Below are 19,714 nucleotides of genomic sequence, written 5' to 3'. Positions count from 1 at the left end.
CCATAGCTTTTACACCTCCGCGAAGCAGCTCCGTTCCTCCTATTTTCCTAAATATTTCTCAAGCGTCTTCTCAAGACTCTCGCCGCGCAAATCTTCTTCCGTCGCCACTATCGTACCGGCTGTGTCAACAAGAATAGGGTGCGGGATTCCGATGGTTTCAAAATCCTTCGCCATTTTGCTGTCGAAGCCCTGGTCTGCGAATGCGTGAAGCCATGGCATCTGCCATTTGTCCTGGCGAAACTTCAGCACGTCCTGAGGAGACGCGTCGAAAGAAACACTCAATATCACGAAGTTCTTGTCTTTGAATTTCGCGTATGCTTTGTGAAGAGCTTCCATCTCGCCTACACACGGCCCGCACCATGTCGCCCAGAAGTCTATCATATAATACTTCCCCCTGAAAGATTCGTTCGTGAACATTTTTGTGGAATCTTCAAGTGAAGCGATGGAAAAAGCAGGCACATGGGCACGTACTCGGATCCTGCTGATCGGAGAAAACCTTTCAGCCATTTTGCCGTAAGGCATATCCCCGTATTGGTTGATAAGTAAGTTGTAGTATTTCAATGCTTTCGCGCTATCGTAGATCACCAGCCTCGCAAACATAAATTCGTTGAAAAGCGCCATTGATTTTGCGAAGCCGTATGGATCTTTGTACCTGTAAAGACCCGGATCGAGCTGCCAGATAGGAGAAGATGCGGAGTCGACCTTGAGAACGATCATGATCAAATTTGTATCAACTTCGACACCCACCCCCGATAAATTGAGATAGCGCAAAAGTAATTCTTGACGCAGCAGCTCATTCGTTTCACTATCGAGACGATCCCGGATGACAGAGATCGATTTCGACCAGTCATATTTGAATTCCCCTAAGTCTTTTCCAGTCTTCCTAAAGTTATTGAACGCATTGTAGAACTCGGACTGTTCATCTTGCATCTCTCCGTAGATGGTGGCAAACCGGGCTGCCAACGATTGCGTATCTGCAAATGCGACCTTGACCGGCTCATTCGATCTCACAAGTTTTGCCGGATCGAATACGATCTTGACCTTCCCGTTTGATGGAGTCAAGACTGACCAGTAATCACCCTGCCAATCGTAAGCAGTTCTTTCGCTTTGTGTTCCGTTTATTGTATGACCGTTCTTCGTGATGCCGACTAGTTCGTATATGATTGAATCCGCTTTCGTTTCAATTTCGGCAGTGTACGTTCCATCCGGCTGCCGGTGCATCGGTGTGGGATTGGGGATGTTGTAGTTATTGAAATCACCTTCGACGCCTACCTTATCGAGACTATCGACATATTCATAGGTTTGAAGTCGCACATCGAGATGAATCTCGGCCGGCTTGTCCAAATAAATCGCCACCTGATGGCTGTTGTGACTCACACCCGCGAAGGTGAGCATCCAGATACCAGGTGAACTTGCCTTGATGCAGTATTTCCCGTCCTTGTCCGCGATCACCGCTGTGTCGGGATTGCGGCTCCCAAGTTTTGTGAGGACGATATTCGCAGCTGCCATCGACTTCCCATCGTGTCCAAGAAGTGTTCCGGTAATTTGCGCGATGAGACCGCTGAATGTGACAAGCGAAGCAACCAAGAAAGCCATCACCTTGAACATAGCTATTTCCTTATTTAGAGCTTCTATGAGATATGTTATAGAGATTCATCTCACAAAAAGTTTTTGATCACTACGTGCAACTATTATCTCCAGTTATTTCACCACAATTGTTTTCGATGTTGTCCGTCCGAACACATCGGGCGCGTACATCTGTTCGGCATAAGTCGCAGGCATAGAAAAAGTGCCATAGGTGGTCGCCCGGACGATATAAGAATAAGTGTGAACGCCGGCAAAAAGCGCATCGGCAAAGAGGAGAACCCTGTCGTCTTTCTGCTCAACGTGGTTGAATCCTCCCCACCAGTATTCGTCCTCGCTGCTCTGCTCTTCTCCAAGCTGCCTGCCAAGTTCTGAACTCTCGGTCTCAAAATTCAAATTAACTGCTTCGAATCCGGCCGGGAGCGGATCGTCGACGACCACGAAGTTTCTCTCTTGAGGAGTAACAACAGTCAGCGTCACCTTGAACGAAGACCCTGCATCATATCCGCCGTCTCCTTTTATAGAGCCTCTCAATGGAGTTATTGTTTTGAGCAGAGCTATCCCTTCATCGCGCGGAATAGAATCTTTTACCGGGTAATAGTTCATCCGGACTCCGTAGTAAAGAATACCGGCCCCAAGTTTCTTGACACTCACAGGAAGCTGTTCGCCTGGCTTGAATGAAGCAAGGCTGTGCGTAGAAGTGTTCGTGTTAAGATTGCGGCCTTCAAACATTTGCTGCAGAATTTGTTTCCCGGCAACAGAGATTGTCGCTTTGAAATATGGCGTCTCCGATTCAAACGCTCGGAAGTATGTCGACAATGCATCCACCACGTAAACATTTTCCTGCGTCGACCTCCATCTTCCGACCCGCTGCTCCTGCATGATCCAGCGTACCACTTTACTCAGGACCGGATCGCGCGATCCGACTTCCAGCAATGCTTGAAGTATGATCGCAGTCGTTCTCGTATTCGTGCTGTAGATCCACTCGAGACCTTCCCAGTCAGGTTCTTCGAAGTGAGCGGTCGTCGAGGTTATCTTCATCTGATTCATCAAATTTCTGACGAGCTCGGATTCCATCGGGTCGTTCTTTGTTGAAGCATGAATGGCTTTCAACAAGAGTGCCCGGGCAAATATGGGAAGTTCGTCGCGAAGCAGGAACAACTGCTGCATATATGCAGGTTCTGCTTGAGCGTGCAATGCAAGAGCATACAGCATCATCGATTTCACCCCATACCAGGCGTGGATGTCGTATGGCGAACTCTGATTGAAGGTCGCGTGCAGAAAATTCTTGCAGTACTCAATTACTTTGTTCGCTACCTCCTGATCTATCCGGTAGCCATGCGCCTTCGCCTCCGCCATAACGTATAGGGTATATGCAGTTACACAAGGATAATCCCATCGGTCTCCTTTCCAGATTGAAAGTCCTCCGTTCCCGGTTTGATATTCTCCGATCTCGTCGAGTCCTTTTTGTGCAACAGCGTGGGCATCTCTCCCTTTAAGGATCGGCAGATGAAATGCGTCCACCATATCCTTGCCGAGAATTATCGGCAATATCCGGGACATCTGCTGCTCGAGACAACCGTAAGGGTATTGGAACAGATAATCGACACTTCCTTCCAAGCCTCCGAGCGCAGTCGAAGCGGTTGTGAGTTCGAGCTCACCCAGATTCGCATAAATGTCTCTTGGGACAATCAAAGCCTGGTTTGCGGAATCGGTGGTGCTCTCGTATAGAGCCACGGATTCTTTCATGCGCGGAACCTCGACGGGAAGTTTCAGGGTGATTCCGTCGGTCATCGACAACGAATCCGGACCACCGGATGCCATGGTGCTGTCTATCTTCTTCATCACGCCCTGGAAATTGAATTGCGCCGATCCGATGCCGATCGCAGTATAGCTAAATCTGATCTCCTTGCTTTCGCCGGGCTTGAGGTCGAAATCGACAACTTCTTTTCCTCCCCGCTTCACCTCACCCGTGGCAGTCGCTCTCAGCGAAACATGACCCGGCGTTTCGGTGTAATTTGTCGCCACCACTCCTGCTTCAAAGGAATCACCGAATCGTGCGAATCGCGGAAGCGCCGCCTGCAGGAGAAAATCTTTATTCACACGGAACGTGCTGCTCCCTCTTCCGAACTCGGACTCTTTCGTCTGCGCCACTGCCATGATTTTGAATTGCGTGAGGTTGTCCGGAAGTTTGAATCGAACCGTTACCCTGCCGCTGTCATCTGTCTCAATAGAAGGGTTCCAATAGGCAGTGAGACGAAAATCGCCCCGCATTTCGACCGATGCGAAGGCAGCTCCGCCTCCGCCGACATCTTCTCCTTTCTCGCCGTAAGATCGCTGCTCGACCAAATGCGAAATCATCTCGGAAGTGCTCACTCCTAATGGCCGCGGACCAAAAAACAGCTCGAAAGGATCGGGCAACTCATACCCGATCAGGTTCAACACGCCGACGTCTGCGACACTTATTGTCACGTCGGACTTTTCGCCGGCACCTGAAGCGTTCTTTACTACGACCGTCGCAGTGACCGAATCGCCCGGATGGTATGTAGGACGGTTGGAGGCGACATTCACTGAAAGGTGGTTTGTGCCCGGATCGACGGGGAGATTTATATAGCCGATTTTGAACGAAGGCTTCCCGATATCATCGCTTTCGGTCGGCTGGATGTTCGAGAGGCGGCCCTGAAGAAGAACGACGGAGACAAAAACGTTCGGAAGACAATCTTTTCCCAAAGGGATGTCAACTTCAGGAGCGCTTCCGACCAATTCGGTCGTCCATTCTCTAATGATGCCATCTCTCTCCATCGAGATTAAGGCAATCGCTTTTTCATAAGGAGATTTGACGATCAGCCGGGCAACGCTCTCCGGTTTGTAACTTTTCGCATCGGAAACAATTTCAATCCGATCGTCGTCCGATCGTTCCCACGCGACATAGCCCGATCCCGCAACATAGAAATATGCGCTTGCCTGGATTTCGTTCCCGCGCGTGTCATGGCCATCGGCGGTTATGAAGTATAATCCCGCAGCCTTCGGAAGAAACAAATTTTCGCCCGCAGAATCGGCCGTAGTAATCTTGTTTTCGACGATCGTCGAATCTGTTTTTTCCGTTTCCCAGTACCATCGTTCGTCGGCTCCGGCTTTCCGCACCGAAATCCACTCGCGTTTTATGAGCTTCACATCGAGATTCTGACCGGCAAAGATTTTTCCATTGGGATGAACAGTTATCAAAGAATACCGAAGTGTGTCCTGTGTGGTCAAGAAAGTCGATGAACGTTTGATACCGATGTAATACTCGCCGCCGTGCACAACGGCCCCGGTGCGACCGGAAACCACGCGCCTGCTCGGTGATGTGACATCTGCCTCCAGCATCAGTGACTTTGTGCCAACGAGTGTTCCGACGGGTAATGGCACAGAAACCGACAAGGATCCTTCGTTGTCGAGAGTCGTATCGTTGGATGCGAGAAGCTGGCTCTCATTGGAATAATTTTCTTCACTCCAGAGCCACGAATCGGATCCGAACGAATATTCCTCATGATCGGGAGGCTGGAAATAACTCGGCATCGACCTCAAACGCCATTCTACTTTCTCATTTCTCATCGGGGCTCCGAAAAGATACCGCGCATTGATCGTTCCGTGACACGTGTCTCCGACGATGTAGCTGTCCTGCAAGAAACGATTCGTCACTTCAAATTCCGCCGGCCGAAATGCTTCGACGCTGAACTCACCCGAAGCGAAGACCGCGTATCCTTCAACTTTCGGAGATTGCCCTCCTTCTTCATACTCGTTTTCGTCCTCTTCTCTCGCGGTGGAAGGAACCAACGCTTCAATCCGGTAATCGCCAAGATGTGCGGTCGGCTTCAGATTCAACGAATCGGTGAAGGCGCCGTAGGGGGACAGTAAAACCGTGTCCTGTAAAACGACTTCGTTTTGCGAATCCATCACTCGAGCCAGCACGCGTTTGTATTTCGGAATTTGCCAATCGTCCTTCACGCGCCTTCTCACAATTCCTTTTATGAAAACACTTTCACCCGCGCGGTAAAGACCTCTGTCCGTAAAGATCGATCCGCTCCACGGCTGGTACTGCGGACGCCAGTTGTAGTCGATATTGAAACGATACGGCTCGATGCCTGTCCCTTCTTCGGTTCGCGTGAACGCCACATCGTCGCCATGTCTTGCGAATATCCAAACTTGCGGCTGGCCGCCCCACTGTTTTTGAGGGATGTTAAGCTCTCCCCATCCCGGTGTCTCAACCAGGCCCTGCGAATCTGTTTTCCCGGTCCAGAGTATTTTATTATCGTCGCCGCGAACCTGTACTTCCGCGCCGTCGACCGGTGTGGCATCCTTCGAATGCGTCACCCAGACAAGATTGTTATCCGCAGAAAATTTTGCGGTGATGCATAGCTCTGTGACCTGGAAGAAGGCTTTGTAATATTCGCGAGAATCTTTTCTCGGATTCAGCGTGTTTATTGCCGCGAAGACAAACCCGGTCTTCTGATTGTTCATTGCTTCATCTAAATGCACGGGAAGCCTCGTGAGCTTGTTCCGCCTCAGATGCAGCTGCCAGATTTTGTCTATGTTGGACTGGACATAAGACGGATCGACATTGTCGTTGAAAAGATCGTCGTGAGAAAGGAGAGGAATCACATCGTTCTCAGTTATCGACGCCATTCGAAGCTGTACGCTGTCCATGTTGCGGGCGACAAGCTGGCATGTCTTCGGTCCGTAAGCTTCGAGCAGACCCTGCCCCGTCACCATCGAAACATAAGGAGAAAAGTCGCCGGTCGTGAAAGTAAAGGTCACATCCTTCCCGAGCTCATTGCCGAAAATATCTTTCAACGATTTGTCAATTTTGACGACGTATTGCGTATCCGGCAGAAGTGGAAGACTCAAATACAGTCCGTCGCTCTTGTGATATTCGTTTTGTGCATATTCCGGTGGAATCTCGACGTGCGGCTGGAAATCGATGTGCTTGGCGAGGTCTCTTAACCACACGGGATTAGAGAAAATCAGTCGAATGTGTTCATCGGGCCGATGATGGTCCGTATTATCCATGCCGTTGAAGTTGAATTCGTTGTACGTCGTAAAATAAAACGACGCATCGTTGACCATTCCAAGCGGACCGATGCTGCTCGGCAATCCTGCCTTCAAATCCACATTGATGGTCGCACTCTTGTGAAAAGGACTCGTCGGTTCGATAACCAGTACATACTCCGGACTGAAGTCCCACTGATTCTTCGTCATTTCTTCCGGCTTGGGGTACCGGAGACTAAAATTTATCGGCTGAGAATTTTCTTTGAGGGAAACAAACCGAGTCGCGCGGCTTGGATCGATCGGCTGGTTGAATTGAAGATATATCAGCTGATTAAGCTCGACCCACTTCCATGGGCTTGTATATTCACCGCGCGGCTCTTCCGGAATAGTCCGAACGAGCACCGGCCGCGGCGTCTGGAATGTCCATTCATAACCCGATTTGAGTATCGATCCATCGAGCGCCTTCACTCCTGCCGGAACTTTTACCCTGTACTCTGTGGCGAATGGAAGAGTGTCGCTCGGAACAAACGTCAGCGTGCTAGTGCCGAGCCACCTATACTTTCCTGAAAGCTGCGGCTCGAAAGTGAGTGGACCCTTTTCTTCAAACTGCGGCAGCTCCTGCAGCGGAACCATCGGCTTATTGAAGATGACTACAATCATGCGCGATTGGTCCCTTGTTTCCGTCTGACCTTTCGGTGTGGCGGAAATAATTTGCAGCGAATCCGCAGCTTGATTCTGCACCGGATAGGAAGCGTGTACCATCTGCGGCAATTGAGTGAGGGTAAGTACCAAAAGAAGCGCAAAGCACGATTTCATGGCTGTCCCTTTCAAGAATCTACAATTAGTGAATACCAATGAAAGATTTCAACTGAGCCCGGCTGTGACATGCCGATTTATTTCAAGGGTGAAACTGGAAAAAGGTAAATGTTGGACGGGAAAGAAACAACCGAAGATCGAGGCGATTGAATTTCCGCAACCCAAACGATCAGTTTATTTCGTGTGACCATTAATTCGAGTTCGAGGCAATCTACGTTGTCTCAAGCGGTTTGTTTTTGAGAGAAGGGAGAAATAAATTGCATTGTAAATTGTGAAACAGAATGGAAATGGAACTTTACTGTACATGAATGGTATCTTCGGAATTTCAAAGTGTATGGTGGAACAGAATAATGGACGATCCTGCTGAACTCTTCGAGAAGCTGGAACTCTTTTTCAGTCAGCAGGCAGAGCTATTTGGCGATGGAATTTTTGTCAACCTTCAGCAACCGAATGCCGACAACGAACAGACAGACGGGAAAACCGTTGAGCCCATCAAACCAACAAATGAAAGTCGGGAATCGTCAGCTGCCGATGTACAATCTACAAAGTCAGAACCCGGTTATGCCGCAACGGAACAGGAGTCGGGTTTGAAACAAAAGCCGAAAACAATAAAGGTGAGCGAGGAGACCGGACTCTTCGACGGCGCCGTCCTGAAAGCCGATTGGAAAATCGATCCGCACTGGCACGAGAGCGATTCGCTCCAAGTGCTGGACTCGAGAATTTCGGGCTGCCTGAAATGCTCGCTCGGTTCGACGAGAAAGAATTTCGTCTTCGGCGTCGGGAGTCCGAATGCGAAGCTGGTCTTGATCGGCGAAGCACCGGGCGCCGACGAAGACGAGCAGGGCGAGCCGTTCGTGGGACGCGCCGGCCAGCTCCTGAACAAGATTCTCGCCGCAGTACAGCTCCGCCGCGAGGACGTATATATATGTAATATCCTCAAGTGCCGTCCGCCAAATAATCGCGACCCGCTGCCGGAAGAGGTGGAAGCCTGCGAACCGTTTTTAAAAAAACAGCTTGAGATCATCAAGCCGAAACTGATATTGTGTCTCGGGAGAATTGCGGCGCAGACTCTTCTGAAAACCAATGCAACTCTTTCCGAACTGCGGAACAACATTTATATCTACCAGGGAATCAATGTTCTGATTACATTTCATCCGGCGGCGCTTCTCAGAAATCCTAATTGGAAAAAGCCAGCATGGGAAGACGTGCAGAAGATGAAAAAAATGTACGACGAACTCTAATATGGACTATGGATTTTCAATATTGCCGAAAAAATCGAAAGAACGCAGGAAATAATAACTGAGTGTCATTGCGAGGAGTCCGTCCGTGCTTTATGGATGGACGACGAAGCAATCTCAGACATAGTCAATGGATAAGCGGTACTATGTATATATCATGAGCAACAAGACAAACACAGTGTTATACACAGGCATGACCAATAATTTGCTAAGACGGGTTCATGAGCACAGAGAAAAACTTGTGAAAGGATTTACTGCAAGATACCATGTCACGAAACTCGTATATTATGAGATGACAAATGATGTTCGCGGGGCAATTTCACGTGAGAAACAAATCAAGGCCGGGTCAAGACAAAAGAAGATCGATCTTATTGTAAGCATGAATCCAAAATGGAAAGATTTGCATGATGGTCTTGTGGATAAGTAGAACACGAGATTGCTTCGCGGAGTTTATCCCGCCACCAGCGGGGCCCGCAATGACAGTTGGAAGTTTTGTTTCTGACAATTCCGATACCGGGAAACAGCTTGGTCCTTACGCACAAGTGATGCACTCATGGAATTCCAAATCAAGAGTCAGAATTAAGAACTGAGAATTTTTTATGTCAACAGATTTTGATCAGAGAAGACCGGCAGCAATAGACACCGACAGCCTCGTAGCGGGAAGGATTCCACCTCAGGATGTCGAAGCGGAAAAAGCCGTGCTCGGTGCGATGCTGCTGGACAGACATGCCATCTCTCCGGCGATCGAGCTTTTGCAACCGGATTATTTCTATTCGAATGCAAACCAGAAAATTTTCGCGGCGATGCTCGGACTCTATTCCAAGAACACCGAAATCGACGTCATTACCCTCCGGGAAGAACTTAGGCGCGTCGGCGACCTGGAGAACATCGGCGGCTCCGGCTACCTGAATGAACTCGTCTCTTCCGTCGTTTCATCCGCCAACATCGAAGCCCACTCGCAGATCGTCGCGGAAAAATATATGCTCCGCAGCCTGATAACCTCGATGTCGCAGAACATACAGAAATGTTTCGACAACCGCGAGGATGCGTTCGGGCTTATAGATGAAGTCGAAAGAGATATCTTCAGAGTCTCCGAGGCGCGGTTGAAGAAGGCGATGGTTCCGCTGCAGCAGGCGATCCACAAGACCATGGAAGTCCTCGAGCGGCTTCATGGCTCGAAGGGCGGCGTCACCGGAGTTGCGACAGGATATAAAGACCTCGACTCCATGACCGGCGGATTGCAGAAATCGGATTTGATCATCATCGCCGCGCGACCGAGCGTCGGGAAGACCGCATTTGCACTGTCGATCGCCCGAAATGCGGCCGTGACTTACGGCGTACCTACCGCCGTCTTCAGCCTTGAAATGTCGCAGCAGCAATTATTGATCAGGCTGCTTTCCGCGGAAGCTAAGGTAAATGCCCACGCGCTTCGAACCGGGCAATTGCCCGAAGACAAGTGGGCGCAGATCTCGACGCGGATCCACAAGCTCGTGCCCGCACCGCTTTTCATCGACGACACGCCGGCATTGTCGATCCTCGAGCTTCGCGCACGCGGACGGCGTCTCAAAGCCGAACATAATATCGGACTTATCGTGGTCGATTACCTGCAGCTGATGCAGGGACCGGCCAAGGCCGAAAGCCGCGAAAGAGAAATCTCCATGATATCGCGAAACCTGAAGGTGCTTGCCAAGGAGCTCGATATCCCGGTAGTCGCACTTTCGCAGCTCCGCCGCTCGGTGGAAGAACGCGGCGACAAGCGGCCGATACTTTCCGACTTGAGAGAGTCGGGCGCTCTCGAACAGGATTCCGACGTCGTGATCTTCATACACAGGCCGGAGCTTTACGGGCTGCAGCAATATCCCGACGGCGAGACGACCGAAGGCGTCGCAGAAGTTATGATCAGCAAGCAGAGAAACGGGCCGACGGGCGAGATAAAGCTTACATTCATAAAAGAGTTCGCACGCTTCGAGAATTATATGCCGTACCAGGTGGGGCTGGCAAATCCAAGCATCGAAACAGATGAGAAAGTCCCGTTCTAAAATAATTCGGCCTGGCGACAGTTAGACTGCCGGTCGAGTAACAACCGGGTAGTTTCGTGACCATCCAAATCGAACTTTCCCATCCCTGCCACTTGCAATTCAAACGGGAAAACTTTATAATCTATAGACACGTCGTGCCATGGTGTCCATGTTAGGGAACGGCTGATTTTAGAATACGCCCAGGTAATTCTCAGCGATGGCTTTCCCAAGCATGAGCCTGGAAAGAATAAACAAATCGGTCAACAATTTCGTGAGGCGTCCGATTGTCTAAGGGAAAGAAGAAACAGCGCAGCGGTCATCATGTGAAATATGATCCCGCCGAGCAAAAACAAAATTTCTTTCGAAAGATCGAGTCAATTTGTTCGGCTGTCGGAGGCCCGGGGGTCTACGAATTGATTCCCAGGAAGTCCCTCGAACGGATGTATAAATTGCGGGTTCTCCCAATGAAAGTCGTTGAGGCGCCGAACGAAGAAATTCCCGACGATATCCTGAGAAGAATGAGACATTTGCTCACCGAGCTTCTTAAGAAAGAGAGAGTGCCTCTTGTCAAAGCCGGAATAGAAACCTCGTTGCCTGAGTTCATATCGTGCGGGGATACCCTTCGTTTCTACCTGGTCGAGCTTAAAGATTCTGCCTACCCTAAAGCTGCGGAAGTCAAGAAGGCGATGGAGCCTTACGCCTTGTTCGAAGAGGGTAGCAATGAGGCATTTAGAAAGATTCTTGAAGCCTTCGATGCGGCTGAGCTTGCCTGCAATGACCTAAGTTCACATCTCTATTGGCTGGAAAGGAAAGTAAATTTCAGGCCCTATGGCACCAGAGGAATCGAGAGCCTTGTCCTGGTGCATAAGCATGTCCCTGAAAAGATACATGTGGTCTTCGACGAGACTTCGCGTCCTGCGATAAGGGTGAGTTGGGCCTCGGAAGCATACCAAGGGGCAGTCGCAATGTTTGTCAGGCCCGCTCAACTTGGCTTTCCGGATAATGGAGAAGATGAACGCATCAACGTGTATATTCAGATGCATGCGTTGGAAAGGCTGAGAGAACGTCTCGATTGCATTCCGACAGGCCTCATCGACGCCCATCTTTGCGGTTCGTTTGTCGAGCCTTCGATTCATCATGAAAAGAATGGAACGGTTTTGATCGAATACAAAATCGGCGAGATCAAAGCCGGATACCTTGTATCAGAAATCAAAGATAATGCCCTTGTTATAAGAACATTCCTTTTTGTCACCAACGGCGGAACACCTGAAGGAAGAAGGTTGCAGGAGATTTGCGGATTGGGCAGACTCGACAGGGAATTTCTGGCGATAGACAAACTGAGCACTTTCATGGCCACCGATCTCAGGAGCGATAAGGAAGTGGAACGATTGTTTCTTGAAGCCGGCTGTGAGTGTCTTATTCAACTGCACGATGCTGCTGCAGGTTTCAATATGAAAGAAGGCATGCCTTCTGCGATGGAAAAGATGAGGAAATACTTCGGGCTCGATTCGAAACACGACTTCATGATGCCCGACCTGCTGGATAAGTTCAGTCAACGGTTCGAAGAAGAGACGGGCTGATCTGATTACCCAGGCGACAGCCTGGGAAGAATGGATATAGATAATTTTCCCACGCAGAGCGTGGGGGCAATAGAATAAGCATATTCAAGCTGCCGGAAAGCGATTTCGGGATCGACGGAAGGAGTTGCAGACCTTTGGAAATTGACTGCGGACCTTCCGAAAGGAGTTATGGAGTCCGGGAAAATGGTTGTCGGTATGCGGAAAACGGTTACCGATCCGCCGGAAGCGTCTGCCTAACCACGGAAAATAGTCAGGGACATGCCGGAAGAGGTCAGGGAATTAAAGAAAATGGTTATGGACCTGGCGGAAGCGATCCCGGAATTAAAGAAAATGGTTACGGACCTGGCGGAAGCGATCCCGGAGTCAAAGAAAATGGTTGTGGAGTCGCCGGAAGCACTTATGGGATCGAAGAAAATGATTGCCGACCCGGCGGAAATGCTTCCGGATTAGGAAGGTTTTAAACGGTTAGAAACAGCAGCTTTTATATAGATCACTCTTTTTGATGTCTTCAGCCTCTGGCTGATGCTCGTTGGTCGTGGATAATATGATGCAGCATTTTGAGATAAATAAAGGCATCGGATCTCAAGAAAGTTTGCCTGCAACGTCAAAAGCAAACCCCGAGCAGGGCGCCCGATTTCGTTCAGACGTCCTGGTGCGGGAATCAAATCAACGAACAAGAGGTAGAAAGGAGACATTCATGACTAACGAACACATCAACAAGCAGGGGATGTACCTTGTCGTGATCCAGGTGCTGAACAAATTCACTGCGCTGGTTGCGACGATGCCGGCCCTTGCGAAGTTAGTCGCATCGTTCACTCAAACAGTGACGAACATAGGGACGAAGTCCGAAGAGATAGGGATCGGTACTTCGCCGAAGACGGATGCGAAGCGGAAGGCTGAGAGCGACATGGCCGATGCGGTCATAGCGCTAGTCGGCAAACTCCACGCTTACGCCGCCGGCAAGAACGACGTCGAGCTGATGGAAGAGACCGACGTCCCGGCGACAGTCATCCACGATAAGAGAGACGCGGAGCGCGGGAAATTCGCGGCCAGGTTAGTGGACCTTGTGGAGGAGCACCAAGCCGATCTCGCCGGCGACTACATCGTCACCGATGCGGACATAGCGAACGCCCGGCAGCTTATCGCAGGCCACGACGGCACGCTCGGCGACCGGAACTCAACAAAGACCGGACAGACCGGCGGGAGGGACGCCGTGATGCAGATGTTCGCGCAGGCCGACTCCATGCTGGAGCACCAGATCGACAACCTGATGCTGTCGTTCAAGAAAACCAATCCCGACTTCTATGCCGAGTATGAGGCGGCGCGTGTCATAAGAGACATTGCCGCACATCATAAAGGCAAGAACGACGGTGGTAAGAATGGCGGTATTCCAAAGCCGCCGGACGGTAAGAAGTAAACTCAATTAAAAAAGTTGCAGGCATGCTCTGCCTCCCGCCGAATGGCGGGAGGCGGGGTATTAGAGCAAATGTTCACAGCATCGGCATCCATTGGAAATGGACGCCTCGCAGTGCACGAATCCGCCAGAGGCGGATTTGGAGATTTGTTGAGCCGTCCGTTTCAACGGATGGCGAAGAAGGTTGGCACCGTTTATCCCGCAAGGCGAGACTCTCGGCTTCGGCAATCCATCGGCATCCCGCAAAGCGGGACGCCTCGCGGTGCACGAATCCGCCAGAGGCGGATTTTGGGATTTGCGGAGCCGTCGGTCCCTCCTAACGTCGGGACAGGTTTTTGACGGATGGAGAGAGTTTGCCATCGGTTCTCCATCGGCATCCATTGGAAATGGACGCCTCGTGGAGCACGAATCCGTCTCAGACGGATTTGGAGATTTGTTGAGCCGTCGAATTCATTCGATGGCGAGGAAGATGGTTCAACATGAGCAATCGATTCCCGACAGCATCAATCGTCCATCGGCATCCATTAGAAATGGACGCCTTGCGGAGCACGAATCCGCCAGAGGCGGATTTCGAGATTTGAGGAGCCGTCCGTTTCAACGGATGGCTATCTGCATATTCATTCAAAGAAAGGAATTTCGATGGAAAAAAGAAAATGGTCTTTTAGCAAAATATATTTGCATTTTGTTTGGACGACGAAGAATCGTCTCGCCGTAATTGACAAATCAATCAAGAAAGATATCATCAAGGTTCTGTGCTCGAAAGCTAAAGACCTAGGGATTCAAATTATCGAGGCGAATGGAGTCGCCGATCATTTCCATGCGCTGGTAGAATCCACCCCGACGATTTCGCCATCGGATATCGCTAAGAATTTTAAAGGTTCATCGGCACATTTTGTAAATCACGTTACGTTGAAGGAAGATAAGTTGAGAAGTCTCTATTGGCAAGATGGGTATGGTGTGGTATCAGTTAGTCCATCGGCCGTCAAATCGATTGGTGAATATATCAGAAGCCAAGAAGTCCATCATAGTGAAGGCTCGTCAATTGAGGAATATGAGATATGATTGTCCATCGGCTTCGGCAATCCACCGGTATCCCGCAAGGGGGGACGTCTTGTCAAGCACAAAACCCATAGGGGTTTCGTGTTTTATCGAGCCGTCGAATTCATTCGATGGCGGTTGGGCGCCGGCAATTTATCGGCATCCATTGGAAATGGACGCCTTGTGGAGCACGAATCCGCCAGAGGCGGATTTCGAGATTTGAGGAGCCGTCCGTCCCTCCTAAAGTCGGGACAGGTTTTTAACGGATGGATGGAGAGAGTTGCCATCGGTTCTCCATCGGCATCCATTGGAAATGGACGCCTTGTGGAGCACGAATCCGCCGTTGGCGGATTTTGAGATCTGAGGAGCCGTCCGTTTCAACGGATGGCTATTTATTTCATTGCCGCACATCACAAAGGCAAGAACGACGGTGGTAAGAATGGCGGTATTCCAAAGCCGCCGGACAGTAAGAAGTAAGATCAGTTAAAAAAGTTGCAGGCAGTGGGTTGCCTCCTGTCGGAGGATGGGAGGCAGCCTGTTTAATACGCAATAAAGGGGCTAGGGTTTGAAAAACCATGATGGGTAGGTATATTTAGGCAATGGACTTGAAATGCTTTTAGTCGCGCTGATTGATTAATCCTCAAGATGGAATACTAGAACTGGACCTTTCGGGCAAAAAGGCAGGAAAGATCAAGCGATTTAGCCGAGTGCAGGCTAACTCCTTTGACACTGGTATCAAAATGGTTAATTTTTACGTAAATGAGAGCGCGCGAATGACCGAAGATTATGAAGTAGGAAGAGACAGGATTCCCTTATGAGCCCAATAAAAAGTATCACAGCTAATGATATTGGTGGGGAATTACTGCCAATTATCACACGAGGATTATACAAAGACCCTCTTGACGCGCTCAGAGAGTATATCCAGAATTCAATTGACGCAGGTTCGAGTGAGGTTCACGTAACACTTTCTCGTGACTTAATAATGATCCGTGACGATGGTACAGGCATGAATGAGAGTACTGCGAGAAATTCGGTGCGTCTCGGAATTTCCGAGAAAAAACATACCCATGATATCGGCTTTAGGGGAATTGGGATTTATAGTAGTTTTGAACTTTGCAGCGAACTTGAAATATACACTAAGGTAATTGAATCATCGGAAGGATATCTGGTAAGATTCAATTTTGATGGAATGCGAACTCGATTGGAGCAAGATGAAAAACGAAAGAAACTCGGGCATAAGAAAAAATTCTATTTAGAAAAACTTTTAAAGGAAACTGTGGTCACAAAAGTCGATGAGGAACATGTTATCACAACCCACGGCACTGTTGTCATATTAAATGGGATTAGGCCTGAATTTCAAAAAAGAATAATCGATACTGCTGAGGTAATTGAATATCTTCAAAATGTAATACCGTTACCATTCAGCGAAAGGTTCAGCTATTCAACAATTATCGATGAGAAACTTCGCAGAAATGATTATCGATCAATCAAATTGAAACTAACCTCGCCTGATCACGACGACTACATTTACAAACCCTACGAAGATTCTATTTTTGAACATGGAAAAGGTGAAAAACCGAAATTCTTTGAGGTAAAGAGAAGAAATTCCGTAAAGAAATTCGGATTCTGTTGGGTTTGTCATAATGATGATCGGAAGGCTTTGAAGCAAGATGAAATGAGAGGTATACTCATAAAAAAATTCGGCTTTTCTATCGCGGGTCGTGAATACCTTGAGACGTACTTCACAAGAGTCGTTTTTAACCGGAGAATTACCGGTGAACTGATAGTTCAGAATAGAAATCTTATTCCAAATGCAGCTCGCTCTGACTTTGAACACAATGAAGCGAGAGCAGAGTTTATCCTGGCATTGACAGATCTTGTTCAGGAAATGACCTCGTGGGCGGAAAATATCCAACAGAGACTAAAAGCTCGCGAGTTGTTGGCTGACATGGCGCCAGTTGTCTCGGAAATAAATGACAAACTACTCGAATCAAGTAGAGATATCTCAGCTCTTCTTTCATTTAACGTGCAGTTACGCGACTTTAAAAAACAGCTCTCCACACATCAGAAAATGATGCATAGATATGATGGTAAACTCTATGCTAAGACGACCAAGCTTGTTCACAAAGCAGAAAAGACCATCCACGATCTTCTAACTATAAAGAATAGGTCCACCAAAGGCTCCAATGATCTTCTGGTTGATATTCTCAAAAGCACAAAATTGAAAGCGGATGAAAACGAACTAGAATACGCAAATGAAGAACCCAAGAGCCTTATTGAATTGTTCGACCAAAAAGAGTTATTGACATCAGCCCCTCTAAGAGATGCTATCGTCTACATCGATCAACTGCTGCATCACCTTCTTTCCAAGAAGCGTTATCAAATAGAGCTAAGAAATTTGATCGACACGTTGGAGGAAGAATAAATCTTGAGTGCGCAGTTTGGGGACTCTCCAGGGAAAAGGGTCATCCGAGAAAAATGGGATACTCCAATATTGAGCCATTATAGAAGACACTGGAATTCTCTTTATTTCTATTCCGGGATGCCAGGTAAGCTTGCGATAGATATATTACTATGGAAAGACTTTATAAAACGTGTGTTCGCCTTTGAGAGTGAAATCAATGATGAAACCATTGTGGAACTTGCTAAAAGATTGACTCTGACAGGTATCCGCTCTACTATTTATTGTGGGTATTTTGAAAACATCCTCATTCAACGGATTGATCTTCGCGGCGTAAAATACGAACAAGATGAGCTAATTACCTTATACAACCTTGATTTTAATGATCAAATAACAAGCAAGATCTTGGCTGCTGACGGTAGAGCAAAGTGCCTCCGATTTGAAGCACTGCAGTTTGTCCTTAACTTCCAGCATCAGGTTTCACAGATGCTACCCACCAAAAGATTCATTCTATTATTAACTATCAAGGATCAAATTCATACATCCGAATTGAACAACTTTATGCGGCACCGTGATATTCCTCAACAGATAAAAGAATTCAATAACGCCGCAAAGAGATTTCCCCGTTTATCTGGAGAGCATACACAGCAACATACATTGCTGACAAAGTCCTTTGTATTTCATACTCTGCGCACTTATTTCAAAGGCCATAGCATTACGTCTTATTTCTATCCACTTGTTCGTTATACTGGCAAAACTAAAAAATCTTCCATGCTTCACTTCGCAATCTTGTGCTCCTTCAATTCTGACGGTTCGGCTCTGCCTGAGGAGCCACAGAGTGCCAGCGATTTTTTGAGATCTATTTCTTATAAAGTGCAGCGAGGGGCTATTGTTCTGAGCCCAATTGCCCCGATAGAGAATATTGATACAGGAAGGAACAACCCGAATCTTTAAATCGTTTAATCGATTTTTGAGATTTGCATAAAATGTTTTCATTAATCTAACTATCATGTGAGATGACTATGGGAAAAATTGTGAGAGGTTTCTCAATCAGCAGCCTTCAAGGATTCCCAAAAAGGAAAACAGCCCTACTTATTAGTCCACCACTATACGATACTCAGTATTGGGCAGAGTGGTCTCAACCATATGGCCTTTTACGCATCGCAGCGTTATTAAAGAAATACCAATATAAGCGGATTGAACTATTTGATTTTCTCGAAACAGGCGAGGATAGGAAAGTTGCCAACTATAGAATAAATCCTAACGACAGGTATTCTGAACAGGGACGACCAATAAAGACTGAACCAGTAAAAATAACGAAAAATGGAGAGACTTTAAAGTTACTATGGCGGCATTTCGGAAAATCCTGGGAAGAACTTGAAATGTGGTTGAACGAAAAGGGATTCGATAAAAGACATCCTCCAACGGAAATATATATATCTGCTGTAATGTCTTACTGGTGGGAAGCAGTTAGAGATTTGACGATTCGCTTAAAAAATCGGTTTGGAGATAGACCAAAGATTATTCTTGGTGGTATCTATCCTTCAATTGCACCAGAACATGCTGCTAGAATGACGAAAGCCGATATTATCGTCGATGGAGAAGTTGAAGAGGCAAATGACTTATGGCCCGATATTTCATTTTATGAAAAGCCGCAAACCTATGGGATAGTCACACCAAGTCGTGGCTGTCCATTTAATTGCTCCTACTGTGCCCAACTAAAAATAAACGCTGGAAACCGCGCAGTTCGATTTAGAGACCCTAAAGATATTGTTGCAGAGATGTCACATAAATATGATGAATATGGTATCCGCGACTTTGCGTTTTATGCTGATTTCCTGCTTTGGGACTTTGGCAATAATCTAACAAGAGTTCTTGAGCGGATTATTTCAGAAAAACTTCCGTTTAGATTGTACGCACCTGAAGGACTCGATACAAAATTCTTAAGTAGCTCACAGCACCTATGTGATCTTTTAAAAGAATCGAATTTCCAGAAAATATATCTTCCGGTTGAGAGTATCGATGACGGATATCTGAAAATTCTTAATAGAAGACACGTCAAGTTAGAGCATTATGTAAAAGCAGTAAAGATGGTACAAAAAGCGGGATTTACACTGCGAAATCTTGACGTGAATTCGTTTGTCCTGTACGGATTACCAGGCGAAAAGATTGACAACGTAGTAAAGACTGCGATGTTCGTTTCAGAAATGGTGGGATCAATAATCCCAATGCTGTATAGCCCGGTGCCTTCAACAACATTATATCAAAATCACTTACCTTATTTTAAGGAAAGAGGCTGGGATAAAAAATTGCAATATCTGAATGGAAAGTTGTATCCCTTTATCCACATGAATGAAGGCTCGATAAGTGACTACGTGGATTTACAGCGAATGATGTTCATGCTGAACGCGCATTACCGATCAGAGTCTTTTCAGTTGTATGGGCATTCATTAGTTAATGAAGCCTTCCGCTCCAATATAAGAAATGGTTTTGAAAACATGGTTAATCTGTACAAAGGTTGGATTCCTGAAAAAGAGGCCCCGCCAATTAGAGTAATCAATCATGACGAACCTGGGCAAGCTATTCCTTCAAAATAA

Annotated in this window: 13 protein-coding genes; 11 read left to right on the top strand and 2 right to left on the bottom strand. The window is 47.7% G+C overall.

All coding sequences use genetic code 11. The features are described 5' to 3' along the window. Positions 1 to 39 precede the first annotated feature (39 nt). Both VLX91_08245 and VLX91_08240 read right to left on the bottom strand, forming a co-directional pair. Complete coding sequence (locus VLX91_08245) at positions 40 to 1,608, bottom strand: thioredoxin-like domain-containing protein (GenBank protein ID HUI30194.1); 1,569 nt, start codon at positions 1,606 to 1,608, stop codon at positions 40 to 42. A gap of 93 nt (positions 1,609 to 1,701) precedes the next feature. Next, positions 1,702 to 7,428, bottom strand: coding sequence for an Ig-like domain-containing protein (locus VLX91_08240; protein HUI30193.1), 5,727 nt, complete (start codon positions 7,426 to 7,428; stop codon positions 1,702 to 1,704). A gap of 308 nt (positions 7,429 to 7,736) precedes the next feature. Between VLX91_08240 and VLX91_08235 the strand changes: the two genes are divergently transcribed. From VLX91_08235 to VLX91_08185, 11 genes are all read left to right on the top strand, one after another. Further along, positions 7,737 to 8,669, top strand: a complete 933-nt coding sequence (locus tag VLX91_08235; protein HUI30192.1) for a uracil-DNA glycosylase — start codon at positions 7,737 to 7,739, stop codon at positions 8,667 to 8,669. Between the two features lie 127 nt (positions 8,670 to 8,796). Further along, positions 8,797 to 9,093, top strand: coding sequence for a GIY-YIG nuclease family protein (locus VLX91_08230; GenBank protein ID HUI30191.1), 297 nt, complete (start codon positions 8,797 to 8,799; stop codon positions 9,091 to 9,093). Positions 9,094 to 9,265: 172 nt separating this feature from the next. Beyond that, positions 9,266 to 10,705 carry a replicative DNA helicase gene (gene dnaB / locus VLX91_08225; GenBank protein HUI30190.1) on the top strand — a complete coding sequence of 480 codons (1,440 nt, stop codon included), beginning with the start codon at positions 9,266 to 9,268 and terminating at the stop codon, positions 10,703 to 10,705. A 263-nt stretch (positions 10,706 to 10,968) separates the two neighbouring features. Next, complete coding sequence (locus VLX91_08220) at positions 10,969 to 12,264, top strand: hypothetical protein (GenBank protein HUI30189.1); 1,296 nt, start codon at positions 10,969 to 10,971, stop codon at positions 12,262 to 12,264. Between the two features lie 258 nt (positions 12,265 to 12,522). Next, complete coding sequence (locus VLX91_08215) at positions 12,523 to 12,714, top strand: hypothetical protein (protein ID HUI30188.1); 192 nt, start codon at positions 12,523 to 12,525, stop codon at positions 12,712 to 12,714. Between the two features lie 97 nt (positions 12,715 to 12,811). Next, on the top strand, positions 12,812 to 13,681 hold the full coding sequence (locus tag VLX91_08210; protein ID HUI30187.1) for a hypothetical protein: 870 nt from the start codon (positions 12,812 to 12,814) through the stop codon (positions 13,679 to 13,681). A gap of 69 nt (positions 13,682 to 13,750) precedes the next feature. Beyond that, a complete protein-coding gene (locus VLX91_08205; protein ID HUI30186.1) occupies positions 13,751 to 14,017 on the top strand; it encodes a hypothetical protein in 267 nt (88 codons plus the stop codon). Positions 14,018 to 14,317: 300 nt separating this feature from the next. Then, complete coding sequence (gene tnpA, locus VLX91_08200) at positions 14,318 to 14,740, top strand: IS200/IS605 family transposase (protein ID HUI30185.1); 423 nt, start codon at positions 14,318 to 14,320, stop codon at positions 14,738 to 14,740. A 790-nt stretch (positions 14,741 to 15,530) separates the two neighbouring features. Next, on the top strand, positions 15,531 to 17,141 hold the full coding sequence (locus VLX91_08195) for an ATP-binding protein (protein ID HUI30184.1): 1,611 nt from the start codon (positions 15,531 to 15,533) through the stop codon (positions 17,139 to 17,141). Positions 17,142 to 17,144: 3 nt separating this feature from the next. Beyond that, positions 17,145 to 18,071: a hypothetical protein gene (locus VLX91_08190; GenBank protein ID HUI30183.1), complete on the top strand. Its 927-nt coding sequence runs from the start codon at positions 17,145 to 17,147 to the stop codon at positions 18,069 to 18,071. A 68-nt stretch (positions 18,072 to 18,139) separates the two neighbouring features. Continuing rightward, positions 18,140 to 19,714 (top strand): B12-binding domain-containing radical SAM protein, encoded by a 1,575-nt coding sequence (locus VLX91_08185; protein HUI30182.1) that lies wholly within the window; start codon positions 18,140 to 18,142, stop codon positions 19,712 to 19,714.

The organism is Candidatus Acidiferrales bacterium, assembly GCA_035515795.1.
Lineage (GTDB): Bacteria > Bacteroidota > Ignavibacteria > Kryptoniales > JAKASW01 > JAKASW01.
Note: the sequence above shows the minus strand (reverse complement) of the source record. Positions and strands in the feature narration are given on the sequence as shown.